General features: G+C 43.6%; 20 protein-coding genes and 2 pseudogenes. 17 read left to right on the top strand and 5 right to left on the bottom strand.

Annotated features, from left to right (window positions below):
- Both K08M4_RS19330 and K08M4_RS19325 read left to right on the top strand, forming a co-directional pair.
- The gene (locus K08M4_RS19330) at positions 1-468 is read left to right on the top strand and encodes a putative pterin-binding protein (protein WP_435532565.1); all 468 of its coding nucleotides are present in this window, start codon (positions 1-3) and stop codon (positions 466-468) included.
- Between the two features lie 9 nt (positions 469-477).
- Positions 478-1,503: a GGDEF domain-containing protein gene (locus K08M4_RS19325; protein ID WP_086051075.1), complete on the top strand. Its 1,026-nt coding sequence runs from the start codon at positions 478-480 to the stop codon at positions 1,501-1,503.
- Between the two features lie 353 nt (positions 1,504-1,856).
- On the opposite strand, the gene K08M4_RS19320 is transcribed toward K08M4_RS19325, so the two are convergent.
- Complete coding sequence (locus K08M4_RS19320) at positions 1,857-4,289, bottom strand: putative bifunctional diguanylate cyclase/phosphodiesterase (RefSeq protein ID WP_086051074.1); 2,433 nt, start codon at positions 4,287-4,289, stop codon at positions 1,857-1,859.
- Positions 4,290-4,292: 3 nt separating this feature from the next.
- Positions 4,293-5,324 (bottom strand): ABC transporter substrate-binding protein, encoded by a 1,032-nt coding sequence (locus tag K08M4_RS19315; protein ID WP_086051073.1) that lies wholly within the window; start codon positions 5,322-5,324, stop codon positions 4,293-4,295.
- A gap of 358 nt (positions 5,325-5,682) precedes the next feature.
- Here K08M4_RS19315 and K08M4_RS19310 point away from each other — a divergent pair, with 358 nt between their 5' ends.
- From K08M4_RS19310 to K08M4_RS19290, 5 genes and pseudogenes are all read left to right on the top strand, one after another.
- Positions 5,683-6,333 carry a LysE family translocator gene (locus tag K08M4_RS19310; protein WP_086051072.1) on the top strand — a complete coding sequence of 217 codons (651 nt, stop codon included), beginning with the start codon at positions 5,683-5,685 and terminating at the stop codon, positions 6,331-6,333.
- A gap of 324 nt (positions 6,334-6,657) precedes the next feature.
- A complete protein-coding gene (locus K08M4_RS19305; RefSeq protein WP_086051071.1) occupies positions 6,658-7,458 on the top strand; it encodes a PhzF family phenazine biosynthesis protein in 801 nt (266 codons plus the stop codon).
- Positions 7,459-7,549: 91 nt separating this feature from the next.
- Positions 7,550-8,053 carry a YgjV family protein gene (locus K08M4_RS19300; RefSeq protein WP_086051070.1) on the top strand — a complete coding sequence of 168 codons (504 nt, stop codon included), beginning with the start codon at positions 7,550-7,552 and terminating at the stop codon, positions 8,051-8,053.
- Between the two features lie 61 nt (positions 8,054-8,114).
- A pseudogene (locus K08M4_RS19295) lies at positions 8,115-8,427 on the top strand (cupin domain-containing protein).
- A pseudogene (locus K08M4_RS19290) lies at positions 8,420-8,527 on the top strand (GNAT family N-acetyltransferase); the annotation flags it as partial. The pseudogenes K08M4_RS19295 and K08M4_RS19290, both read left to right, overlap by 8 nt.
- Positions 8,528-8,669: 142 nt before the next feature.
- On the opposite strand, the gene K08M4_RS19285 reads toward K08M4_RS19290, so the two are convergent.
- Positions 8,670-9,167: a fasciclin domain-containing protein gene (locus tag K08M4_RS19285; protein ID WP_086051069.1), complete on the bottom strand. Its 498-nt coding sequence runs from the start codon at positions 9,165-9,167 to the stop codon at positions 8,670-8,672.
- 477 nt (positions 9,168-9,644) lie between these two features.
- Here K08M4_RS19285 and K08M4_RS19280 point away from each other — a divergent pair, with 477 nt between their 5' ends.
- Entirely contained in the window at positions 9,645-10,139 is a 495-nt protein-coding gene (locus K08M4_RS19280) for a GNAT family N-acetyltransferase (RefSeq protein WP_086051068.1), read from the top strand.
- Between the two features lie 105 nt (positions 10,140-10,244).
- Here the strand turns inward: K08M4_RS19280 and K08M4_RS19275 are convergent, their stop codons facing one another.
- A complete protein-coding gene (locus K08M4_RS19275) occupies positions 10,245-10,898 on the bottom strand; it encodes a DUF2057 family protein (protein ID WP_086051067.1) in 654 nt (217 codons plus the stop codon).
- 289 nt (positions 10,899-11,187) lie between these two features.
- The gene (locus K08M4_RS19270) at positions 11,188-12,747 is read right to left on the bottom strand and encodes an arylsulfatase (protein ID WP_086051066.1); all 1,560 of its coding nucleotides are present in this window, start codon (positions 12,745-12,747) and stop codon (positions 11,188-11,190) included.
- 347 nt (positions 12,748-13,094) lie between these two features.
- Between K08M4_RS19270 and K08M4_RS19265 the strand changes: the two genes are divergently transcribed.
- The 9 genes from K08M4_RS19265 (at position 13,095) to K08M4_RS19225 (ending at position 25,123) form a co-directional block, all read left to right on the top strand.
- Positions 13,095-14,642, top strand: a complete 1,548-nt coding sequence (locus tag K08M4_RS19265; protein ID WP_086051065.1) for an arylsulfatase — start codon at positions 13,095-13,097, stop codon at positions 14,640-14,642.
- 207 nt (positions 14,643-14,849) lie between these two features.
- A complete protein-coding gene (locus tag K08M4_RS19260; protein ID WP_086051064.1) occupies positions 14,850-17,270 on the top strand; it encodes a tetratricopeptide repeat protein in 2,421 nt (806 codons plus the stop codon).
- Positions 17,271-17,451: 181 nt separating this feature from the next.
- On the top strand, positions 17,452-18,435 hold the full coding sequence (locus tag K08M4_RS19255) for an AAA family ATPase (protein ID WP_086051063.1): 984 nt from the start codon (positions 17,452-17,454) through the stop codon (positions 18,433-18,435).
- Positions 18,436-18,447: 12 nt separating this feature from the next.
- Positions 18,448-19,410, top strand: coding sequence for a DUF58 domain-containing protein (locus K08M4_RS19250; RefSeq protein WP_086051062.1), 963 nt, complete (start codon positions 18,448-18,450; stop codon positions 19,408-19,410).
- Entirely contained in the window at positions 19,411-19,953 is a 543-nt protein-coding gene (locus tag K08M4_RS19245; protein ID WP_086051061.1) for a DUF4381 domain-containing protein, read from the top strand.
- Positions 19,946-21,025: a vWA domain-containing protein gene (locus K08M4_RS19240; protein WP_086051060.1), complete on the top strand. Its 1,080-nt coding sequence runs from the start codon at positions 19,946-19,948 to the stop codon at positions 21,023-21,025. The genes K08M4_RS19245 and K08M4_RS19240 overlap by 8 nt, the downstream gene beginning before the upstream one ends.
- A complete protein-coding gene (locus K08M4_RS19235; RefSeq protein WP_086051059.1) occupies positions 21,018-22,760 on the top strand; it encodes a VWA domain-containing protein in 1,743 nt (580 codons plus the stop codon). The genes K08M4_RS19240 and K08M4_RS19235 overlap by 8 nt, the downstream gene beginning before the upstream one ends.
- Entirely contained in the window at positions 22,757-24,139 is a 1,383-nt protein-coding gene (locus tag K08M4_RS19230; protein WP_086051058.1) for a BatD family protein, read from the top strand. The genes K08M4_RS19235 and K08M4_RS19230 overlap by 4 nt, the downstream gene beginning before the upstream one ends.
- Before the next feature lie 78 nt (positions 24,140-24,217).
- Positions 24,218-25,123 carry a LysR family transcriptional regulator gene (locus tag K08M4_RS19225; protein ID WP_086051057.1) on the top strand — a complete coding sequence of 302 codons (906 nt, stop codon included), beginning with the start codon at positions 24,218-24,220 and terminating at the stop codon, positions 25,121-25,123.
- Positions 25,124-25,145 lie beyond the last annotated feature (22 nt).

The following is a 25,145-nucleotide window of genomic DNA, read 5'->3' as shown; positions in this document are numbered from 1 at the left end:
ATGGAGTTTAAAATGAGAGCTGCACTTCTGTTTATACTTTCACTGTGTTCATTTTCTATTTTTGCAGCATCCGAACTCACAATATTCGATCACCTAGGGCAAAAGCATCAATTCAGTCGAGAACAACTGCTATTGCTCCCTCAAAAAGAGATTACCACCTCATTACCTTGGCTGGATGGGGAATTGGTTTATAGCGGTGTGGCCTTACAAACGGTGCTTGAAACAAAGGACTTACCCATGGCCTCGCAGGTCACTTTTGTTGCACTAAACGACTATAAAATAGCGGTACCCAAAGAAGACTTTGACGATTACCAGCCGATCATTGCGATTAAACTAAATGGCCAATTTATGTCAGTAAGAGAAAAAGGTCCGTACTGGTTGATATACCCACTTTCTTCGACGCCAGATATAGATAATACAGACTTCCATGCCAAGATGATCTGGCAGATACGCGATATTCATTTGTAAGGGCTTAGTATGAAAAAGCTGCTGTCATTGACTGCCATTAAAGTCGTCGTGTTATTTTTAGCGGCAGTGGTGCTCACCGTTAATATCTACAGTGTTACCCGCATTAACGATATTAATAAGAGTTTTTCTACACGACAAAATGAGGCAACGTGGTTCGTCTTTCAATTGGTGAAAGAATACGCTAATTTCTTGATGGTAAGCCGTTCTGAAACCATTGATTATGATGAGTTATGGTTAGCGTACGATATTACGTGGAGCCGTTTTGACATATTGATTAACAGCACTGAGTCTTCCAATTTCATCAAGTCAGCAAACTTTAAGCCCTATTTCACAGCGGAATTTGATAAATTTAAGAGCTTGGAGCCCTCGATTAAACTGGTCAGCCAAGGGTTGTTGCCCAAGGAATCGTTACAGAAAAAGGTCGATATTTGCTACCACACACTCGTCGATTTTATTAACGATAAGTTTCGATTACAAAGCCCTGTGATTGAAGAAAACACCTCAATGGTTGATAACTTAGTCACCGTCCATCGAATCAGTAGCGTTTTTCTTGTTGGCCTCTTGTTGATGACAGGCGCTATTTTTTACATAGACTTCTCTGTTAAAAGAAAGCTTCATACTACAGATTTCATCACAGGATTTCGAAATCGAGTGTCATTGATGAAGTTCGTCAAAAACAATTATCAAAAAGAAAGTAACTTTGATCTTTACTTCGTACACATCAGAAATCTAAGTGAAATTAACCAGAAATATGGGCTTGAATATGGTGACCTTGTAGTGAGTTCGGCTGCTAAATCACTTACTGGAAAGATCCCAGAAAGCACCATTTCATTTCGTAGTAGCGGAAGCCAGTTCTTATTTTTTATTCCGGACCATTTGTATGCAAGTGATGAAATTCAGGAGAAGTTCAACGATGTGCTCAGTGATTACATCTCTGCAGGTAACTTAGAGCTTATGATTGATGCCGTAGTGAGACATAAGAAAAATATAAGCTCCCAAGATATGATGGAGTTATTAACCTCGATGCAAGGCTAAATTTCTATCGTGGATTTAGTCTAGCGTTTGTTGTTTCGTCCCACCCTAGTGACTCTACTTAATTATCTCCATATTTTGTACTTAAGCGAAAACGTTAAAAGCCTTTCCCGATCTAATGAAGTTGTCTAATTATGGAGATCAGACTTCTGTTTGCTTGTAGGAATGCATCACAGGGGGATTGCCCCTCTGCGTCTTGTTGAGCTCTATTCTGCTATACAGGAAAGGGACTGGACGTGCTTATCCAGTTTCCATGACGATTAACGTATCCAAACTAATCAAAGTAACCAAGCAAATACAAGCATCCGAGCGAATACAAGCATCCAAACCAGTATCAGTGGCGTTAAGTAGAACGGCTATTGTTTCTGATTCAGAGCCACAATCCTTTGATCAGAGTTTGGCTCTGAAAGTGAATACTGGTCCAAAATAGCTTGTGGATTATGGTCACGGACAAATTCTATGAACTCAATATAAGTCAGTGGCTGGCTAAAGAAATACCCTTGTATAAGGTCGCAGTTTGATTGTCTTAGGTGATGATACTGCTCTAGACATTCGACACCTTCTCCCACGACGAAAGTGTCACAGGAGTGGCCTAGGTTAACCATTGACTCGACCATTTTACGATCGGCTTTGTCGGTTACGATATTATCGATAAAGCTCTTATCAATTTTAAGCTCATCGACAGGGTAGTGGAGGAGCTGATTAAAGGCTGTGTAACCGGTACCGAAATCGTCTAGGGAAACTTTTAAACCTAAGTTTCGGATACTCTCGATGGTTTGGACGGTCAGTTTGGTGCTTTTTACGTAACTGGTTTCAGTGATTTCAATAATGATGTTGCCCGGTGGCACTTGATAACGCTCGAGTACCTTACGAATGTTGTCGGCAAAGTTGCGGTTATAGAGCTCCATTGCTGATATGTTAATGGATAGGGTGCCTTTGTACTTGTGAATTTCTGAGAGTTCTTTATAGCTTTTGATTGCGGTGCTAATCACCCACATATCGAGTTTGGATATTAGGTTACTCCTCTCTGCGACCGGAATAAATTCATCGGGCCCAGCTTTAATGTCAAACAGAGCAGGACAGCGAATGAGACATTCAGCACCGTCGATATGAAGTGTCTGAGCATTGAAAATTGGCATAAAGCGAATTTCAAAGTTGTCGCTCTCACAACATTCCAATAGCCTTTTCTCGATAACGTCATGTCTTTCTAGTGAATGAATGAGTTCTTCGCCATAAACAATCCTACTTTCCCCATCACTGTGAGCTTTCGCATTAATTAGCATTTCATCAATACATCTGTGCCATATCTCTTCAAATTTCGGGGTGTCGACAGGCAGAACACCTGTTGCAATTGAAAGTCTGAAACCATAGTAATCAAGGAATGTTGTCCCTGTTAGGATGTTGTTAATGTTCTCGATTTCTTCGTTTATTGATTGGTGTTCACCTATTTCCAATATGGCAATAAACTGATTTCCTCCCAGCCTTGCGAGTGAATAATCACTACAACTAAAGCCAAAAGAGGATTGTTGGTTCTGCAATGTTCCTTTAAGTGCTTTTGCTAGGCTCACCAGTACATTGTCACCCACTTTTGCTCCATATAAATCATTGATTTTACGGAAGTCGATAATGTCCCAACAAACCAAGTAGCAATGAGGGCTCATCGAGCTTTTCAAGCGCACATCGAGGTGTCGGATGAACGAGCGTCGGTTGGCTAATTTGGTTAATTGATCAAATTCAGCTTCGAATTTCAATTCCGTTAATGAATCAATATAGGCGTTCTTTAGACCATCGATCTCACTGTTTCCCGATGAGCGTTTGAAGTACCGCAGTTTAAGCCCACCAATGGATATCTCGTGCAGTAAATCTTTGAGTGGACGCACTAATTGATATCGTACGACCATGTGTACAATCAACATGATGGTAAAAAGCGTGCTAAAGCTTCCTAACAATGTTTGTTGTGCAATGGCTGCTTTCTCTCTGTTGAATTTTTTTTCACGGATATTAATTTGAGCGAGGAAGTGACGACTGTTCATCTCAACTTTAATTCGGTCTTTGGTTTGTTCAAACGATTTGATAACGAACTGGGTATTCTCTATGAGTGCAGTATCCGATGATGGCTCAATCAGAAGTTGCATATTGTCATCATCGTTGTATTTTATCAGCAAGTTGGAGAGTTGTTTCAACGGACCGTCTGCAATCAATATGTATCGATTTAAACTGTCGTTTGCGCGTTTGTCTTGTGGAAGTAAGTAAGGATCGATTGCAGTGACGTAGGCGTATCTAAGTTCACCACTCACAGATATATATGAGAAGCCTTCTTGGGAAAATTCGTTTTTATTAATCAGAGAGGTATAGATATCGAAGACGTTTTCATAAATGTTATCAGGGATCTTTAAGCCTTCGAATGGGTTTGCTCGTAATGTCGAGAGTGTGAGTTTGAATTTAGGATCAACGATATAGATATTACGTTGTCCGAATTGATTGACGCGGCTTTGGTCTAAGACTCGAAGCACTCTTTTTTCCAACAGGGATAAGGTGGTGTAGTCCCCCGGGTTTTGGATGTAGCGTAGAAATTGCAGGGAAGAGCCAATATCTTTTACTAACAAAGATAAACCAAGTTGTTCGTACTCAGCCGCCACTAGAGCCGTGTTCACATCGGATTGCACTTCATCCAAATACATGTGCTTAGCATGGTTAGAGGCTAAGTTATAGGTCACCACTCCGGCTATTGTAAATACGAACAATAACGTTGGGATGAGCACAAAATACAACTTCTTTAATACTGGCATTAATTATCTCAAACTGTCGACAATACGGTTACGAATTTGAATACTATTGGGTTCGAGTTGCTGATACAGATAACTGCGTTCTAAAATCTCTTTACTAGGGAAAAGCTCAGTATCATTTTGATATTCTATAGAGGTCAGTGCTTTTGCTTTTGAGCTTGGTGTCGAAAACCATGAGTCCATCGCATTTTGAGCGGCGATATCGGGTTGTGATAAAAATGAGAGAATGGTTGCTGCGTGTGCAGATAACTCGCCATTATTGATCGCTGCAATACATTCTAACCAGAGCGTAGTGCCCTCTTGAGGTACGACATAAGCCCAAGATGCGTCAGGCTCGGCATCATTCAGCACATAACTGTCACCAGAATACCCGTAGGCAAGGTCGATATTAGCGAGACGTTCGGGTTGGTGAATATAGTCGATGACATATTCACTGCTTTCAAGGTGAGGTTTTTGAGCTTGAAGAGCTTTATAGGCAACGCGAAGTTCCTGCTCATTGTTGGTGAATGGATCAAATTGATTCGCTAACAGTGCCGTACTCACCAAATCCGTAGGTTCGTAATACATACTTATGCGGCCACTGCTGTTCGTGTCTGGTTCGAGAATAGTGTTCCAAGAGGTGGGAGTGTTTACTTTGTCACTTCGATATAAGATTCCCGCAGTCCCCCAAGCGTAGGGAATACCATATTCGCCACATCCTTCAACCCACCGTGAATCTATGTTACCAGCAATGGAGTGTTGTAACTCACTGAGATTATGAAACAGGTTCTGCTTGGCTAACGCATTGAGCTTTATACTTTCTATAATGACGAGCTCAAATGCGCCACGACGTTCGCTTAATAGCACTTCATCTCTGATCGACTCATCAGAAAAAAACTGCTGTTTCAAAGAAATGCCGTACGTGTCGCTTAGTTGGGTCACGACGCTATTGGATAGAAATTCATCCCAATTGTAGAGATAAATATCATTCTGTTGGCTAAACGCTGTGCCAGTTAAAAAGGATGATGACGCAAGAACTGAAACATAAAATGCTTTCACTGACGGATTCCTTTCCTACTTTGCTTAACTAAATCGTAGCCCAAATTTTGCGACCTGCTTCAAATTTACGACTCTTATTTTAGTACAATCTAATATATTCGATGCGCCCACTTACTTTCAGCCCGCAAATTAGGGAATAAATGAGCCTTTATAGAAAACACCAAGCTAAATCATGGCTTAGCGGTCTAAATATTAAAAATCGTGTTATTTGGGACGTCTTTTACCTAACGAGACTGTTGAAAACGTGTTGTCTGTCTGATTCTCTTGGTATCGATACCCTAATAATGAACCCAAAAAGCTAATTGTAGGTTAATTATGCAATAATAATGCATTAAATTTACAATAAGGACATTGGTTTATGGATGCGGGTTTAGTCGGAATTTTTGTTACCGTGGCGATTGCTCACTTTCTAGCGTTATTGAGTCCCGGGCCAGACTTTGTGATTGTGGTGAAGAGTGCTGTTCGAAATAAGGGAAGAAAAGCACTAGGCGTTGCATTCGGTATTGCCAGTGCCAATGCGGTTTATATTGCTTTGTGCTTGGTTGGAGTAGGGTCGATTCTAGCGACATCCGTTTCCGTTATGATTGTACTGAAGATCATTGGTGGTGTGTTTCTTGTTTATCTAGCTGTGCAAGCGATAAGAGCGAAGAAATGTAATTACAGCAATATGGATGTTACCGAAGGAGATAGCTTCAACCAAACGACTTTTCTCAAAGAATTCATTACGGGTTTTCTATCAGGAATCCTTAATCCCAAAAACCTTTTGTTCTATTTGAGCTTATTCACGGTTGTGTTGAACAATGACATTGGCTTCATGTTTAAGTTGGGGTTAGGTGTTTGGATGACGGTGGTTGTATTTGTATGGGATGCGGCGATCATCTTCCTGTTATCTGCACCTAAAGTGCGTCAAGAGTTTACACGTGTTGCTTACTATATTGATAAAGTGACAGGAGTCATGCTGGGTCTGCTTGGCTTGACCATTGTGAAATCTGCTCTGGTACGTCAGTAGAATCAGTAGAATCAGTAGAATCAGTAGAATCAGTAGATTTAATTGAGTCACCATTGCTGAGTAACCTCACGTTTGTGGCACGATACAATGCCTATGTGCCGCGAATGTGTGCTTGTTTCCTACCAGGGCTGATACGCTTTATCTCTTATCTGTCCTATATTAAACCTTCAGCTTAATCCACCAATTCTTTTCATAACTCTTTGTTTATGATTTCTTACTTCTTAAATAAGTATTAATAATGTTGCTGTTGAACACTTGTACCAAGGGGTGTTTGTGCTTATTGTAGGCTGCAATGTCAATTCAATATCAGAGCTAGGAGCCATTGTGAATTTAGAGATATATCTAGTGGATTCGTTCACAACTCAAGCTTTTAAAGGAAACCCTGCAGGGGTTTGTATTTCACAAGAACCTTTAGAAGAGTCGTTGATGTATTCGATTGCTGAAGAGATGGCAGTATCAGAAACGGCATTCTTAGCCCTCAATACGATGACGTTGAAATGGTTCACACCAGAAGTTGAAGTCAAATTATGCGGTCACGGTACGTTGGCAACAGCGCATGTGATGAAGGAAAGAGGGTTAGTCAATGTAGGTGAGGTTGTGACGTTTGATACGCTTTCAGGGGGGCTATCTGCCACAGTTTGTGACTCGACAATCGAGCTCGACTTCCCAAGTACTGTGCTTGATCTTGGATTGGATGCCAATAAAGATTTGCTTGAATATTTAGGGCTGTGTGAAGACCAAATCGTGTCATACAGTGAGTTCGATACCAAACAGTTTATTGAGGTTGTCAGCGAACAAGTTTTATTAGATTTAGCACCAAACTTTGATGCTCTAAAGCGTATTAAAGGTCGAGGCGTTGTTGTGACGGCGTTGTCGTCGAACTCTGAGCTTGATTTTGTTTCGCGCTATTTTGCGCCGTGGGTGGGTGTTAACGAAGATCCCGTTACGGGTTCAGCGCATTGCGCTCTCACACAGTACTGGTCCGAGAAACTAAACAAAGCGCATTTCAATGCTTACCAAGCGTCGCGCCGCGGTGGGTATGTATCGACAGAGCTATTGCCGAATGGTCGTATAAAACTGATAGGGTCTGCAACCACCGTAATCAGTGGTAATTTAAAAGTCTAAACTTCAATATCATTCATAAAACAGTAATGTCGTTATTTAGAACGGAAACGTCATAATTTAAATCTGCTAGGTCACTACTTAAGGAATCACCGTGTCAGCTTTTTATCTTTCTCAAGTATTAGTCGCAATTGCTATTTGTTTCGATCTTCTGTCTTTTCAGTTTAAAGAGAGAAAGAAAATCGTTACCTGTCTGTTCTTTGCTGGCGTGCTTATTTCGAGCCACTTTATTCTTCTCGAACAATGGACAGCGGCGAGCTTAATGACGATTGCCACTATTCGCTATTTGACGAGTGTATTTTCGACATCGTCTAAGTTTAAATATTTGTTCTGTTCGATGTCGGTAGTCGCAACCGCAGTGACTTACTCGGGGCTAATTAGCATATTGAGTTGCTTTGCTTCTGTATTTCAAACCTTTGCAGCCTTCAATAAAGATGATCGTCGATTAAGAGAGTTGATGATCATCGGAACCAGTTTTTGGTTGGTTCATAATTACTTAGTTGGTTCTCCAACTGCCGTACTGATGGAAGCGCTATTTATCTGCAGTAACTTGGTGGGCTACTACCGTTTTTACTTCAAAAATAGTGCTGTCGCCTAGGTTTACAATGAAGTTAAGTCCCCAAGTTGCTAATCAAGTTAATACGAACTAGGAGAGCTCGATGTCAAATATTTACGATGATGTTCCTTCGTCAATACTCGACGAAATCTTCAACGACATCATTACTACTGAGAATGTGCGGATTGAAAGAATAATATCTCATGGGCACAGTTCTCCAGAACAAGGTTGGTATACCAAGATGAAAACGAATGGGTTATGGTGCTAGAGGGGCAAGGTGTTATTGAGTTTGAAGACGGACGTGTCGTTACCTTGTCTAAGGGGATTACATCAATATTTCTGCACGAGAAAAGCACAAGGTTATTGGTACGGACAAAGACAAGGTGACGATCTGGTTGGCTGTATTTTACCGCTAGGCCTTTCTATGAGCACCTTGGCTTTAAGTTAGTGAATGAACAGGAAGTCGAAATACGTGGCGTTAAGCTGACTAATTACGTGATGGAGAAAACCACTTAATAGCCAGTAATGTAATGTCGAGTTTTGAGAAACTTGGAAATGCCCAAACAGCCAAACGCTTAATCTCCAGTTGGTAAAAAAGGGTGTGAATTGTCACACCCCCCAAAGAGTTTGGTTTGCCTGATGCTTTCTTTCTAATTGATTATTTCGGGAGCAAGACCGTATCGATTACGTGGATTACGCCATTGCTTGCTTCCACGTCAGCCCCAATCACCTTCGCATTGTTAATCATAACTGAGCCATCGTTTACGCTTATCATCACGTTTTGACCTTGAACAGTTGTCGCTTTATCTATTTTCATAACGTCTGCCGCCATCACTTTCCCGGCGACTACATGATAAGTTAGCACTGCGACTAGTTTGTCTTTGTTTTCAGGTTTCAAAAGCATATCTACAGTACCATCTGGCAATTTGGCAAATGCTTCATCGGTTGGAGCGAAAACGGTAAATGGGCCTTCTCCTTTTAAAGTATCTACAAGTCCACCAGCTTTAACTGCAGCCACTAATGTGTTGAAAGAGCCATTTCCTACTGCGACATCGACGATATCTTTTTTCATCTCATGATGATTGGCGTTAGCGAATGCACTAAATAAAAGTGCAGCGACAAGAAGAGATAGAGACTTGCTAATTTTATTAATCATGTTGGAATCCTTTGAGTTTGTCCGTTATTTTCGTTAGTTATTACGAAAGGCTCAAAGCGATGGATCAATTTATACCAATCACAGTAAGTAAGTGATCAAAAATAGCGCAGGAAAAAAGCTTGAGAACAAGGCAGACTTTTTCGATAAGTAGTTATTCTACAATCAAAAAATCTAACGACGTTATCGAGATTTTTAACAAGCTAAGGTGAACAGTTATTTACTACGATTGGTATTATTATACCGTTGGGCAATTTAGTTCGAGAACGAACCTGACCTTATGAAGAGACGCGTGAGGGCCTTCAATGGTGCATTTTTAGTCTTTGAGTTTGTTGTTTATGGGCTGTGGTGACTGTTTTATGGGCTATGCCGATTATTCAATTATTTCCAACGCTTACCGTCTTTATGGTTGTAGCTACTCGTTGCTATCCGTAATATGAAAATTAGCTTAAGGATAGAAATAGACAGTAAGGAAGCACTTTGGAAATACAAATTAGACATCTTGAAACCACAGACAACCAAGACATTTTTGATATTTATCGTCATCCATCAGTATCAGAAAACACTTCGCAAAAGCCTTTCCTTAGCTCTGATCAAGTGGAGCGATTGTTTGGTCATTCAGACCATTTTACTTTAGTCGCTGAAGTGTCAGGTAAAGTCATTGGGCACATTACCTTGTTCATGACGACTAAGGTGAGAGACAGGCACAGTGCTGGCCTAGGGATTGCAATTCACCCTGATGCTCATGGCAAAGGGGTTGGAAAAGCCTTAATGAAAGAAGCGATCAATCAGGCCGATAATTGGCTAAACCTAATTCGCCTGGAGCTTGAGGTTCATGCAGATAACCATGCCGCGATTGCTTTGTATGAAAGCGTCGGTTTTCAGTTGGAAGGTGCTAAAAGGCTGAGTACATTCAAAGGCGGGAAATACATTGATATGTTGCTGATGTCGAGGATTAGACCTGATTATCGTTGATTTTTACACCTATAACTTTCTATTTAGATAAAACCAAAGACGCAGGCACACTGCCAGCGTCTTTGGTTTGAACGAGATAGTTTATAGACTTGTTTGTAATCGAATCTACTTGTTCACGTAATCTTTGAATTTCTGCTTGGTTTCAGCATCAGCTTTCTCGTACCAGAAATAGAGCATTTCTTCAGCTGTATTAGCCGCATTTCCGTCAATCTTTGCTGGAAGTGTTACAGGTTGAACAACCGCCGCTGTTGCGCCTGCTGCTGAACCCATCGCTAGCGCCGCAATGCCGCCTTTCTGGTTGTACTCTTTTGCTTCTTGAGGATACTTACGTCCAATTTGCATACCGTCTTTTACTAGCTTGTCTTGCTTAACGCTGATTTCATTCTGGTTCTCGTCAACAAGGTTCCACTCTAAGTTTTTAAGCCCAGATTTTGCTTCTGCTGTGTTGCGGTATTTTGGTAGGTCGAAAGTCAATGTGGTATCAGTCGCATCGAATGTTGCGATAACAGCGTCGCTGTCTACGAACTCACGATCGTTACCTTTATCAAATGCAAGTTGATATTGGAATACGATTTGGTTTTGGCCATCTGGTAACGTCAGTGTCTTATGAGAAGAGAATAAGCCGCCGTCTAAGTCAGGCTTAGCTTCGTTAACCGCTAGAATATCAACACTGGATGGAACTTGGATTTCAACGTCAGCTAATACTGAAGGTGCAGCAACGATAGCTGAGAGTAGGGCAATGCTTTGGATTGTCTTCATAATCATACAGTTGTTAGGGTGAGTTAAAATACAATCGCACGCATATCTCTGTATTTCAAGTGATGTCCGTGGGATTTGAAAAAATTTGCGTAATCTTAACGTAACGGTCATAAACGAGGCGAGTTACAAGGCTATGTGAGTAAATGTATGCGATAACCTTGTTCGTCACTCGTTTGTTAAAGGCTTATGTGGGACAGTTTTCATTGTTGATATACTGAAAAGCCGTGATAGCACTTGAGCTATCACGGCTTTGTTTCGTTTTTCTAGGGGGGGGGTAAGCTTAAGCTAATTATTTAGCTTGCGCTGCAGCTGCTTCTAGTCGCTGAAGTCTACCTTGAAGCATGAGTACGTTCTGGTTGAAGTTACCAGGGTTCAATACTTGGCTTTGCTGCATTGGGTAGTCAGGAATCGTTGACAAGAAAGATTGAACTTCATTGCCTACTGGTACGAATAACCACATGTTATCAGCCATCCAACGTAGGTACATACCAGACTCGTGTGGCGCTTTTTCGAATGGGTCAGCACGTAGGTGAACGATTGACGGCCAGTTAGTTTGGAATCGAACACCATCTGAGATATTGCCTTCCATATGAGCAAATTGAACTTTGAAGTCGCCAGTACGAACGGCGTCTAACTCTGCGTTTGCAGAAAAGTAAAGCAGACCGTTACGAGGACCTTCTTCTTTTCCTTCAAAGAACGGAAGGAAGTTGTAGCCATCTAGGTGAACACGCCAATCTTTACCGTTGTAACGCGCGCCTTTGTCTGATTTTAGTTTATCAACCACTTTGTCATCACCAGCAGCCGCTAGAAGTGTTGGGATCCAGTCTTTGTGGCTCATAATGTCGTTGATTTTAGTGCCAGGGTCAATAGTGCCAGGCCAGCGGACTAGCTGAGGTACACGGAAGCCACCTTCCCAAGTTGTGCCTTTTTCACCATGGAAAAAAGTCGCACCGCCATCAGGCCATGTTGCTGTTTCTGCGCCGTTATCGGTAGAGTAGATTACGATTGTGTTATCAGCGATTTTCAATTCATCAAGTTTGTCTAGAAGCACACCCACGTGGTCATCATGCTCCATCATACCGTCAGCATAGATACTCACACCTGAAATGCCTTGGTATTTCTCTTGTAGACGAGTCCACACGTGCATACGAGTAGTGTTGTGCCAGATGAAGAAAGGCTTATCGGCTTTAACTGCGCGTTCCATGAAGTCTAGAGAAGCTTCTAGGAATTCTTCATCGGCATTTTCCATACGCTTACGCGTCATTGGGCCTGTATCTTCAATCTTGCCATCAGCTGTTGACTTGATCACACCACGAGGCGCGTATTTAGCGCGAAACTCTGGGTCTTTCGGGTAGTAGTACGTTTCTGGTTCTTCTTCCGCATTCAGGTGATAAAGGTTACCAAAGAATTCGTCGAAACCGTGTGCTGTTGGAAGGTGTTTGTCTTGGTCGCCCATGTGGTTCTTACCAAACTGAGCCGTCATGTAGCCTTGCTCTTTTAGTAAATCGGCGATGGTAGGAGCCCAATCAGGGATACCAGCGTCTGAACCAGGCATACCGATCGTTAGTAGACCAGTACGGAAAGGTTCTTGACCTGTTAGGAATGCAGCACGACCAGCAGTACACGATTGTTGACCGTAGTGGTCAGTAAACAGTGCGCCTTCGTTAGCAATACGGTCGATGTTAGGTGTTTCGTAACCCATCATACCGTTGTTGTATGCACTGATGTTGAATATACCAATATCATCACCCCAGATAGCAAGAATGTTTGGTTTTTCTGCTGCTGTTGCCGCTGAAGAAGCTGCTAATAAGCCAACACCTAATGCTAGTTTATTAATTTTAGTACCCATAAGGACTCCGATTCACTTTTAAGATTAATGCGTTAGAACAACGCATCGATGAGCAAATGTTATTCTCAAAATTCCGTTACGTCCTTTTATAGTGCTTATAACCAATCGTTATGATGCATGGTTAACTTGCTGATTAAATTGAATTTAGGATGATGGTTACCAGAAACCCTTAGATAACATGTGTGATCTTTATCATGTTTGTCGCCGTAAACCTTATCGATAACTCCTGCACCTGTATCTGAATAAAAAATGACAAAAAGATTAATAGCTTAGCGAACCTCGCGCATGCTTAAAAAATGGACTATACGTTGTAGGGCAGGATGCAAATAACTTACGAAGAGGTTTCTATGACAGCGAAATATGGCGTTAAACGTCGTTTAGCGATTTTGGGTACGGCGATGATGGCGGCTTCCACCACCACATTCGCAGCTGAAAAGCCAAATATTCTCGTGATTTGGGGAGATGATATTGGACAGTCTAATGTTAGTGCATACACCTTTGGTTTAATGGGTTACAAAACGCCTAATATTGATAGCATCGCCAAAGAAGGGATGATGTTTACCGATTATTACGCTGAACAATCGTGTACTGCGGGTCGCTCTACCTTTATTACGGGACAAAGTGTATTACGAACGGGTTTGAGTAAAGTAGGCTTGCCGGGCGCAGACATTGGCTTGCAAGCGGAAGACGCGACAATCGCAGAAATGCTGAAACCTATGGGTTACATGACAGGTCAATTTGGTAAAAACCACCTTGGCGACAAAGATGAATTCCTTCCAACAGCACACGGGTTTGACGAATTTTTTGGCAACCTTTACCACCTGAATGCTGAAGAAGAACCAGAGAATGAAGATTACCCAACCGATCCTGAGTTTCGAAAGAAGTTCGGTCCGCGTGGTGTCATTAAGTCATTCGCTGATGGCAAGATTGAAGATACGGGTCCACTGACGCGTAAGCGTATGGAAACGGTCGATGAAGAAACACTAGACGCGGCACTTGATTTCATGGATCGCGCAGTGAAAGAGGACAAACCATTCTTCGTTTGGTGGAACGCAACACGTATGCACTTTAGAACGCACGTGAAAGCCGATAGTAAAGGTGTGACCGGTGTCGGTAACTACGCTGATGGTATGGTTGAGCACGATCGACACGTTGGGCAACTATTGAAGCAAGTGGATGAGTTGGGAATCAAAGACAACACCATCGTTTTCTACTCAACGGATAACGGCCCACACATGAACTCTTGGCCAGATGCGGGTACAACCCCGTTCCGTGGTGAGAAAAACACTAACTGGGAAGGCGCATACCGTGTACCAGCAATGGTCCGTTGGCCTGGTAAGATTGAACCAGGAACCGTATCCAATGAAATCATGCACCACATGGACTGGATGCCAACCTTCGTTGCCGCTGCTGGTGATGACCAAATCAAAGAGAAACTACTTAAAGGTCATACTGCTGGTGATAAAACGTTTAAGGTTCACTTAGATGGTTATAACTTCCTTCCTTACCTAACGGGTGAAGAAGAAAAAGGCCGTCGTTCAGAGATCTTCTACTTTACCGATGATGGCGATTTAGCGGCGCTTCGTTACAACCAATGGAAAGCGGTGTTCATGGAGCAACGTGCAACGGGTACCATGCAGATTTGGTCAGAACCGTTCGTGACGTTACGTCTTCCTAAGCTGTTTAACCTGCGTATGGACCCATACGAAAACGCAGATATTACGTCAAATACCTATTATGACTGGTTGTTAGACCATGCTTATATGTTCGTTCCTGCACAAGCGTATGTTGGCAAGTTCTTAGAAACCTTTGCGGAATACCCACCACGCCAAAAAGCAGCAAGCTTTAGCTTGGATCAGGTTATGGAGAAACTTCAAGAGAACCATAATAAGTAAGTTTTGGTTTATTGAAACTGATAGTTTGATAAAACTGATAACACGAAAGAGCTCTTAGGAGCTCTTTTTTATGCGCATATCAATGAGTAAATCCCAGTCGTGAATATGAATCACAACTATCATGATCATTGCCACTAAATAATTGTATTTTAGTCGTTTTTACGTCTACCTTAGTAAGCATAAGGATGTATAAAAACAAGGAATGTTATGTCTGCATGGTTGTGCTCACTAGTGAACGGATTGAAACACCAGCGAGTTGCAGTATTATCCGCAATGTTGTCTTTACCTATATTGTCGATGCTCAGTGTCAATGTGTATGCTAATGAACAGGCTCCGATTACTACTGAAGTTTCGCTTATCGGTTTAGAAACTTCAGATGCCGGCTCTGCTAAGGTCACGTATGTCGGTTCGGAAGCTTGTATTGATTGTCACAGCGAAGAAGTCGAAGCGTGGCAGGGCTCTCATCATGACATGGCGATGAAACACGCTACAGATGAATATGTATTAGGCGATTTCAACGATCAAACGGTCATTCATGACGGTAAACCCAACCGATTTTTTCGCAAGGGTGAAGAGTTCTGGGTCAATATCGAAGGGCCAGACGGGCAATTCAAAGACTATAAAATTAGCTATACCTTTGCTTTTGAGCCTCTACAACAGTACATGGTTGAGTTTGAAGACGGCCGTGTACAGTTGATTCCTTTCGCTTGGGATTCTCGATTTAAAGGCGAAGGCGGCCAACGCTGGTTTCATCTCTACCCCGATACCACCAACACCGATGAATTCTACTGGACCAATAGCGGTCAAAATTGGAACTTCATGTGTGCAGACTGCCATTCAACAAACCTAGAAAAGAACTACGACAGCGCGAGCAATACCTACAACACCACTTGGTCTGAGATTAATGTTGGTTGTGAGGCGTGTCATGGCCCTGCGAGTGAGCACGTGGAGCAAGCCCTGCTAGCCAAAGATAAGTCAGCCAAAGCTAATGGCGTAAAGGATGATCCAGTCTCGGCGCATTATGGTTTCGACCGCGATTTGTCGAAGTCGGTCAAAGAGTGGATCTACCAAGAGGGCAACTCAACCCTGCAACCAAAAGACATCATTCATACCAACCAAGTTCAAACCTGTGCTCAGTGCCATAGCCGACGCACTCAGCTGAATGAAACAGGCGACCATGTTAATGGGTCGTTCTTTGATAAATATCGCCTAAGCTTGATTACCCCTGAGCTTTACCATAACGATGGCCAAATCTACGATGAAGATTATGTTTACGGCTCTTTTCTTCAATCAGCGATGGCTGAAAAAGGCGTCACATGTACTAACTGCCACGATCCTCATACCGCAGAATTAAAAATTGCAGAGGAAGCCGTGTGTAGCCAATGTCACATTGCTTCTGAATACACACCTGAAAAGCACACCTTCCACGAGGCGAATACCGAAGCTTCACAATGTACCACTTGTCACATGCCAGAGACGACTTACATGGAGGTCGACCCAAGACGCGACCACAGTTGGCACATCCCACGTCCTGATATTAGCCAACACATTAAAACACCAAACGTGTGTACTAGCTGTCATGAAGATCAAACCGACCAGTGGGCAGATAAGCAAATCGGTGAGTGGTTCCCAGATTCTAAGTATCGTAATCAGCAGCACTTTGCCGTTGCCTTTTATGCTGACTCAATAGGGCACAGAGGGGCAGAGGATGCGTTGGCATACTCGACTCAGGACTCCAGCTTAAGCAATATCATTCGTGCATCGAGCTTAGAACGTTTGGGCGGCAATACGGGCAAGAACACACTTATCTCACTTGCCAGAGCAGTTAAACACGACAATGAGATGATTCGGTTAGGCGTCGTGCAAGGTTCGTCCGGTTTTCCGTTTATCGACCGTTGGCAGATTCTTGAGCCGCTACTGAAAGACTCTGTATTGTCGATTCGTTCAGAAACCGCAGGCGCATTAGTGCGTTATTGGGGAGAAATGAATCCTCTGCAGAAAGACAAAATAAAACCTGCATTGGAAGAGTACATTGAGATACAGCAATTTAATGCCGACAGAGGGTTTGGACGTACTAACTTAGGTAACGTCTACCGAGACTTAGGCCAGCACGACAAAGCAATTGATTTCTATTTAGGTGCTATCGAAATCGAGCCTTATTTCGAAAACAGCTACGCCAACTTGGCGGATTTGTATCGAGCGCAAGGTAACGAAACAAAAGCGCTGTCGACATTGAAGCAAGGTATTGAAGCTCAGCCGAAATCGAGTGTATTGCCATACAGCGCAGGATTATCTCTGCTTCGTGTGAAAGATTACGACCAAGCGACGGACTACCTTAAACAAGCCGCTGAAACTGCGCAAACCGACCCACAATATTGGTATGTGTACGGCTTGGCTTTAGAGAAGTCTGATGTGCTTGCTGCGAGTAGGTCATTGAATAAGGCTTACCAGTTTAGCCGTAACCCACAACACTTGTATGCACAGTGTGAGATTTTGGCTCGAAATTACCAGAAACCGGGCGCAGAAAAAGCGTTTGAACAATGTATTTCGTCATTGAGTAAGGTGGCGCCACCGGAAGCCATTAACCAATTGAGGTCTATGAGCCAGTTGAAAGCAGTTAGCAAATAAAAAGCAATTAGTCAGTAAAAAGCTGGGCTGAAATAGAGCGCCAACGTTGACGTGGTTATGCGCTTGTAATTTATGGTGCTTATAACTTATCGCGCTTATAAGCAATTATCGCGCTTATAACTAATAGTTATGGGGCTTGTGAGTAGGATGTACGCAGCCAGATTGAATTAAGGGAAGACCTATGAACCATGCGCAACAAGCAATAAACCAACTGATTGAAGAGACAGAGAAAAGTGTTATCGGTCAGAGCAACGTCGTTCGGGCTCTAGTGATAGGGTTATTGACTAATGGGCATGTGCTTTTAGAGGGGCTTCCCGGTACAGCGAAAACTCGTTCAGTGAAGTCGTTGGCGAACTTGCTCAATACTAGCTTTGGCCGAATTCAGTTTACCCCCGATCTACTTCCGTCAGATGTAACTGGGACGGAAGTGTATCAAGAGTTAGATGGTAAGCCTCAGTTGCACTTTCAACCGGGTCCTATTTTCAATAGCATTGTTCTGGCCGATGAAGTGAACCGTGCCCCTGCGAAGGTACAAGCGGCTCTACTTGAAGCTATGGCAGAAGGGACAATTACGGTGGGTGGTCAAACTCATATCCTGCCTGATTTGTTCATGGTATTAGCGACTCAAAACCCAGTTGAGCAAGAAGGTACGTATCCACTTCCAGAGGCGCAAATGGACCGTTTCATTATGAAGGTGACGGTTGACTACCCAGAAGATGAAGCTGAGCGTGACATCATTCGACTAGTGCGCAGTGAGGAACTCGGTAGCGAAACGAGTTCGGAACTTGTAACTCCACAGCATATTGAACCTGAATTGGTACTTGAAGCCCGTCGCCAACTGCCTGAAATAGCGGTTTCTGATTTAGTCGAAAACTACATTGTTGCCTTAGTGATGGCGACACGTAAGCCAGAGCGTTATCCAGAATCAAATCTATCAAAGTGGATTGAGATAGGTTCAAGCCCTCGAGCGTCAATCTCCTTGGATAGATGTGCACGCGCTTATGCGTGGCTACAAGGGCGTGACCACGTCACGTTAGACGATGTGCGAGCAATGTTACCGACCGTATTAGGCCATCGATTTTCGCTATCTTATGACGCATTGGCTGATGGTGTGAACCATCAACGAGTAGTTGAAGAGCTGCTTGATAATGTTGAGATCGGATAACTAGGGGGCGTTATGGCGAAGCCAACACAAGCTCCCGAATCGCAAGGTCTTGATCCACGACTGTATTGTGACTATTCAAGGTTAGTACGAATACAAGCTCAAGCGGAGTCGTTTTCTCTGTTGCCTCATCTTAAGGCGGGCAGTGTACTGTCGGGGAGACATAATTCTCTGTTCCGTGGCCGTGGTCTGAACTTCGAGGAATTACGACACTACCAACTCGGTGATGATATTCGTAACCTTGATTGGAAAGTCACCATGCGAACGGGGAAGCCGCATGTTCGTAGCTATACCGAAGAGAAAGACCGTAATGTGATGATCTGTGTCGATCAGCGCAGTTCGATGTTCTTTGCCTCTCAAAACACCATGAAATCTGTTGTGGCTGCTGAAGTCGCGGCATTGTGTGGATGGCGAGTCCTGAAAGATGGTGACCGTGTTGGCTTCGTTTTGGCCTCCCATCAAAAACTCTTTCACACCAAAGCACAGCGTTCACAGTCTGATTTACTGGCTCAGTTAAAGCACCTTACTAAGGCAAATCAAAGCTTAGACGTGAGTGTGAGTGACAGCGAAGGCGTCGGGTTCAGCCAGTGGATTGAACTGATAAAGCGAATGAGGTTAAAGCAGTCGACCTTGATCTTTATTAGTGATTGGCGAGATTGCCAAGAGCAACATCTTGACCGACTAAAGCAACTGCAACAACACAACGACATCCTTGCCATTATGGTCACCGATCCATTAGAACAATCACTGCCTCAAGATCTTGCAAGCGCGAATTGGGTAGTGGGTGATGGTCGCTTTCAACTTAATCTGGATAGCCAATCTAAGGTAAACCTCGCGAGTGAAAGTCTTGCTCAAAAAGCGGCACTGCAGAAACAGTACCTTGCTAAATTGATGGCGATGAAAAACCTCCCTTATATAGAATTAGACACGTCGGGCAATCACATATCACAGCTGCAGAAGCTAGTGGGAGGGCGTTAAATGGCTGTTGAACATACTCCTCCAAGTACCTATATCCTCCGCGAACTGCACGATGTAGCGATTCCTGACAGTGTGAGCTGGGCTCCTCAAACGATCGGCTGGAAGATCCTTGGCGTTATTCTGTTATTGGTCGCTATCTATCTGGCTTATCGTTTGGCGCAGAAATGGTGGAATAACCGTTATCGCAAAGAAGCGCTTCAAGAGCTCATGATATTGGATGCACGAGACAAAAATTCAACAGAACGAACCTTCAAAGTACTGAAAGTGGTACTTCGTTACCTAGACAGCAGTAATGCAAAGCTGTTTGGACAAGCCTATGTAAACCGTCTAAACGCTTATCTGCCTGTTAGCGCTAACACAAGTGAAAACAGCAATGCGTTCTTTGCCGATGAAATCTCAGAATTATGGATGCAGAGCTTAATTGACCCTAATGTGCGTTTGAGCTTTGAACAGCGTTTAGAGGTGATTCAAACCGCGATGATGTGGCTAAAAATTCATAAACCAGATGTACAAGCGAAACCAGAGGGGCAAGATAATGTTTGATAGTTTATCTGCCAGCTTTGAATTCGCGCACCCACTGTGGTTTATCGCGCTGCCTTTGCCGTTGTTGGTCTACTTTGCCGTGCCAGCTTATCGAACTAAGCAAATGGCCATCAAGGTGCCATTTTTCAGTGAATTGGTTGAAGCTATTGGTGAAGCGCCGTCTGAAGGGGCAAGCCAGCTAACACCAAGCTGGTGGCAACGAACCACGCTCATTATTACTTGGGCATTAGTGGTGTGCGCGCTCGCTAAACCAACCATTCTTGGTGAGCCGCAAGCTCGCGAACAATTAGGTCGTGACGTGATGGTGGTTGTCGATTTATCTGGTTCAATGGCGGAACAAGATTTTACCTCTAAGCAAGGCGAAAAAATATCTCGCTTAGATGCGACCAAAGAGGTGTTAGCCGATTTTGCGAAAACCAGAAAAGGTGACCGACTCGGGTTGATCCTGTTTGGTGACGCAGCGTTTGTGCAAACCCCATTTACGGCTGACCAAAATGTATGGCTTGAATTGCTTAATCAAACCGATGTCGCGATGGCAGGGCAAAGTACGCACTTAGGTGATGCCATTGGCTTAGCGATTAAGGTATTTGAACAGAGCGAAAAGCAACGTTCTTCCGTTAAAGATTCAAGTGTTGATGCCAACGAAAAAGAGAAAGTCGTGATCGTACTGACCGACGGCAATGACACAGGAAGCTTTGTTGAACCGATTGATGCCGCCAAAGTGGCGAAGGCGAAAGGCGTTCGTATTCACGTAATCGCCATGGGTGACCCAAAAACCGTGGGTGAAGTGGCTTTGGATATGGAAACCATTAAACGAGTGGCTCAAGAGTCTGGTGGCGAAGCCTTTGAGGCGCTTAACCGCGACGAACTGACCAAAGCTTACGCTCAGATTGGTGAGCTAGAGCCTCAGCTATATGAAAGTAGCACTTATCGACCGAAACAGGGGCTGCACCATTACTTGATGGCCATTGTTGTCGTGATGTATTTGACCGCATTCAGCTTAGCAACAATCCGCCGAAGATCGCTTTTGGTTTCTTCAAAGAAAAATTTGAAAGGAGAGAACGATGCCTGATTCTCTCATGTTGCAACAGTTCTTTACCCAGTTTCACTTTATCCGACCATTGTGGTTGTTGGCCTTTATCCCGATGTTTTTCCTGCTGTGGGTTCGCTGGAGAGAAGAGACCAAACCAACGTGGAAAGATATTCTACCTAGACACTTACGTGATGCGTTGACCATCGGCGAAACAGGCTGGCGTAAGCAGCTGCCATTGAAGTTATTGGTGGTGATTGTAACTATCGCCATCATTATCTGTTCTGGCCCAACATGGCAGCGTGAGGCTTCGCCTTTTGGTGAAGACAAAGCGTCGATGTTAGTGGTGCTTGATAGCAGCGAATCCATGCTGGCTAAAGACTTACCACCGAGTCGCTTGGAACGATCTAAGCAGAAGATTAGAGACTTATTAGCAGCTCGCAAAGGCGGTAATACGGGCTTAGTTGTTTACGCAGGCAGTGCCCACGTCGCGATGCCAGTGACTCAAGACAGCAAGGTATTCGAACCGTTTCTAGCGGCTATCACACCCGATATCATGCCGGTATCAGGTAAGTCAGCAGAAGAAGCACTGCCATTGATTAATCAGCAACTGTCTGGTGAGTTAGGCTCTTCTGTACTGTTGGTATCAGATGGTGTAAACCCAAGCACCATTAGGGCGTACGAGAGTTTCTTTAACGACAACCCGTATCAGTTGCTCATTCTAGCCGCAGGAAACAGTAATGTGGTGAGCGATAACCCTGTCGACCTAGATTCACTGCGTAACTTAGCGAGTAAGACGGGTGGACGAGTGATTGAGGTGACCGTTGATAATTCCGATATCCAACAACTGAACAGAGCGGTTGAAAGAAACATGCAACTTAACGGTGAGTCTTCTATGCCTTGGAAAGACATGGGATATGGCCTGCTTATCCCAATGGCGATCATCATGTTGTTGTGGTTTAGAAAAGGGTGGTTGGTTCAATGGTGTGTGGTTGGCGTTTTGATTACTGGTAGCGTGTATTCTCCGCACTCTTTGGCGAAAACGGTCAGTTTAACCGCCGATAAACCCGTAGTTGAAGAATCCCTGACAGTTTGGGATAAAACAGCCCAATGGTGGTGGGATTTATGGCTAACGCCTGATCAGCAAGGACAACGTTTATTGAATCAAAAGGAATACCTTGAAGCGGCTAAACATTTTAAGGATCCAATGCGAAAGGGCGCGGCTTATTACTATGCTCGTGATTTTAAGTTAGCTCACAGTGCCTTCTTACAAACCAAAACTGATTATGGTTTCTACAACGCGGCGAGCGCGTTAGCCAGGCAGCGTGAATACCTTGCGGCGCGAGATCTTTTGAAGTCACTAAGCGAGAAAGAGGATCTTTCACCAGAACTAAGAACGGATGTGGAGAACAATCTTGCTGTGCTTAGCGGGATTGTCGAGGAGGTAAACCGAACCAGTGAAAGCCAGTCCGGAACCACAGATGGCCCTGAAGAATCTTTAGAACTCGAAGACGATCAGCCGCGAACAGGTGATGGCGCTGAAGAAGAAACGGTAGCGGAATTGATGCTCAAGGAAACGCTTAATGCCAATGAAATTTTGGGCAGCCAAGAGCTTGCCGACAAGTGGTTAAAACGCGTTGAAGCCGACCCTAAGTTCTTCTTGAAGTCCAAGTTCCAAATTCAATTAAGAGGCCCTGCACCTTCTATCGAACAGACACCAAAACAGGAGCAGCCGTCAAAACAAGAACAGGCACCCAAACAGGAGCAAACCCAATGAGTCGATATGATTTAGCTCTTGAAGCCATTCAATCAAAGAGAGTGCGATTCAGATCCCATAAGTGGTTACTGTCGATGACTCTTATGTTGAGTTGGTTTTCTCCTTTTGTTACTTCTGCTGCCGATATCTTCGATCTCCAAAAAAGTGGTGACGTTGAGCTTATCGCTTGGGTAGGGGAAAAGCCAAAGTCAGGAGATAAGATAACGCCGACTAAAGTGAGCGTTAATGAGCAGGTAATTCTGAACATTGAGGTGGCGACGCCGCGTTGGTTAACGGGAGGGACTCGAATCGGAAGTATTGAAATCCCTAACGTGATCGCTAAGCAACGTAACCAACTCGCAACTAACTACACGGAACGGGTCAATGGTACTACATGGTCACGCCAGCGTTGGGAAGTGACACTTTATCCGATGACTTCTGGCGAGTTTGTCATTCCAACCGTGCCGGTTCGCGTCCAAGTTTCTGCTCCTGATGGTTCTAACGTTGGCGGTACGCTTTACACGCAGCCAATTAAGTTTGAAGCTTCGTTGCCTTCAGGTTTACTTGATAATGAATCGCCTTGGTTTTCTGCAACAGAAGTAGATACAGAGCAACAATGGCAACGCTCGAGTGAAAACTTAAAAGTAGGCGATGCCATTACTCGAACGGTAACCATCAAGGCCAAAGACAGTTTGTCTGTTTTACTGCCGGACGTGTTGAACAATGAATCGACCCAGCAGTACCAAGCTTACCCGCAGCCTAATCGTTTAGATGATACTCAAGATCGTGGTAACTACCGTTCCAGTCGAATTGAGGAGACGGTTTATGTTATTCAGCAGGGCGGTGAATTTACGTTGCCAGAGTTCACATTCCAGTGGTGGGACAGCAAAAATCAGCGTCTTGAGAGCGTGGTGATAAAAGGCGAGGTGTTTGAAGCAAAACATACGCTCCGATCTTTCATCAAGGCTTACATGTCGATCTTTGTAAGCGTTGGCTTGGCATTAGTGTTGTGTGTTGCACTACTTGTTTCTTTGAAGCGTTATTACAAGAACCGACCAACACCAAATTGGTTGGTATTACGTCGTTTGCTTAAGCAAGATAATTGGCCAGCATTGAGAACTTTTATCTATCGTCAATTACGAAACGAAACCTCTCAGCTAGAACTGAATAAAGTGAAACTGAGTACAGCGCAACTTGGTAAAGCGAATGTCCAAAAACGTTGGCTAGAAGATAGTGAAGCGCTTCAACAAGGGCGCGAAGACAAAAACGTGTTTACTCGTTTGTGGAAAGGCATACGTAATTTACCCGGTGACACATCAAACTCAAGCAATTCTCGTTCATTTTTCAACCGCTTGAAAATCCCTAAAGCCTTGCCAGACTTAAAAGATAGAACTAAGTAGCAAACTTTAGTCATTCGCATCGAACATAATCGGCAGGTTCTCTACTATGGAGAACCTGCTTCTTTAATATGGAACTGTATGAAAAGTACTGAACTCAATTTAATTCCTATATTTGTCGCGATCTATGAAGAGCAGAACTTGTCTAGGGCTGCAAATCGTATGAACATCAGCCAACCCGCAGTGAGTAAAGCACTTGCTAGGCTTCGTGATATTTATGATGAGCCACTGTTTCACAGAACCACCTCAGGCGTTGAGCCGACGACATTTGCGATCGATATTTACCCAGCAATGGCCGCCGCGTTAAAAAACTTCACTTCTACGCTATCGGCCTCGAGAGACTTTGATCCTAAAACATCAGGTCGCGTGTTTTCTATTGCCTGTGTATCAGCCGCAAGCTACGAATTGATGCCAAGAGTTATGCAGTTGATCAGCCAAGTTGCACCTGCTATTGCATTGGAAGTTCATCCTTTGTTTACGGAGGATTACGAATCCGATCTTAGGTTACAACGACATGATGTGATCATAGACATGACGCCAAGAGGCAGAACCATGCTTAAGCATGAAGTGATCTCTACTGAGGAACTTGTTGTCGTATGCCGATCGGGTCACCCCGAGATTGGCGATATTATTGATATGGAGCAGTTTCTAGCGCTTGATCATGTCGTTATTTCTAAATGGCACGCTCGAAAAAGCCTATTGAACTCTGAACACTTTAGCGATTTGGAAAAGCGTAGGATAGTGTATCGAGCTGCTGGCGTGGTTGAGATGCTGCCAGTTATTGAGGGCTCTGATTACATCGGAGTGCTACCTATGTCATCGGTGCGTTGTTTTTCTGAAAAGTACTCGGTTAAGACACTACCACTACCATTCGAATTGGAAGACCTCGATATGTGTATGATTTGGCACCCAAGCCGCACTAATGAACCAAGTCATAAGTGGTTACGAGCTAAAATCAAAGCGGCAGCAAAAGACATATCAAGTTAGCCTCTAAAGAGAGGAATAATGG

Origin of the sequence: Vibrio syngnathi, from assembly GCF_002119525.1 — a bacterium.
Lineage (GTDB): Bacteria > Pseudomonadota > Gammaproteobacteria > Enterobacterales > Vibrionaceae > Vibrio > Vibrio syngnathi.
Note: the sequence above shows the minus strand (reverse complement) of the source record. Positions and strands in the feature narration are given on the sequence as shown.

Coding starts and splice junctions, on each gene's coding strand:
- K08M4_RS19225 (WP_086051057.1), top strand. CDS start 24,218: ATGAAAAGTACTGAACTCAATTTAATTCCTATATTTGTCGCGATCTAT.
- K08M4_RS19250 (WP_086051062.1), top strand. CDS start 18,448: ATGGCGAAGCCAACACAAGCTCCCGAATCGCAAGGTCTTGATCCACGA.
- K08M4_RS19325 (WP_086051075.1), top strand. CDS start 478: ATGAAAAAGCTGCTGTCATTGACTGCCATTAAAGTCGTCGTGTTATTT.
- K08M4_RS19240 (WP_086051060.1), top strand. CDS start 19,946: ATGTTTGATAGTTTATCTGCCAGCTTTGAATTCGCGCACCCACTGTGG.
- K08M4_RS19265 (WP_086051065.1), top strand. CDS start 13,095: ATGACAGCGAAATATGGCGTTAAACGTCGTTTAGCGATTTTGGGTACG.
- K08M4_RS19235 (WP_086051059.1), top strand. CDS start 21,018: ATGCCTGATTCTCTCATGTTGCAACAGTTCTTTACCCAGTTTCACTTT.
- K08M4_RS19230 (WP_086051058.1), top strand. CDS start 22,757: ATGAGTCGATATGATTTAGCTCTTGAAGCCATTCAATCAAAGAGAGTG.
- K08M4_RS19260 (WP_086051064.1), top strand. CDS start 14,850: ATGTCTGCATGGTTGTGCTCACTAGTGAACGGATTGAAACACCAGCGA.
- K08M4_RS19275 (WP_086051067.1), bottom strand. CDS start 10,898: ATGAAGACAATCCAAAGCATTGCCCTACTCTCAGCTATCGTTGCTGCA.
- K08M4_RS19285 (WP_086051069.1), bottom strand. CDS start 9,167: ATGATTAATAAAATTAGCAAGTCTCTATCTCTTCTTGTCGCTGCACTT.
- K08M4_RS19255 (WP_086051063.1), top strand. CDS start 17,452: ATGAACCATGCGCAACAAGCAATAAACCAACTGATTGAAGAGACAGAG.
- K08M4_RS19320 (WP_086051074.1), bottom strand. CDS start 4,289: ATGCCAGTATTAAAGAAGTTGTATTTTGTGCTCATCCCAACGTTATTG.
- K08M4_RS19310 (WP_086051072.1), top strand. CDS start 5,683: ATGGATGCGGGTTTAGTCGGAATTTTTGTTACCGTGGCGATTGCTCAC.
- K08M4_RS19330 (WP_435532565.1), top strand. CDS start 1: ATGGAGTTTAAAATGAGAGCTGCACTTCTGTTTATACTTTCACTGTGT.
- K08M4_RS19270 (WP_086051066.1), bottom strand. CDS start 12,747: ATGGGTACTAAAATTAATAAACTAGCATTAGGTGTTGGCTTATTAGCA.
- K08M4_RS19245 (WP_086051061.1), top strand. CDS start 19,411: ATGGCTGTTGAACATACTCCTCCAAGTACCTATATCCTCCGCGAACTG.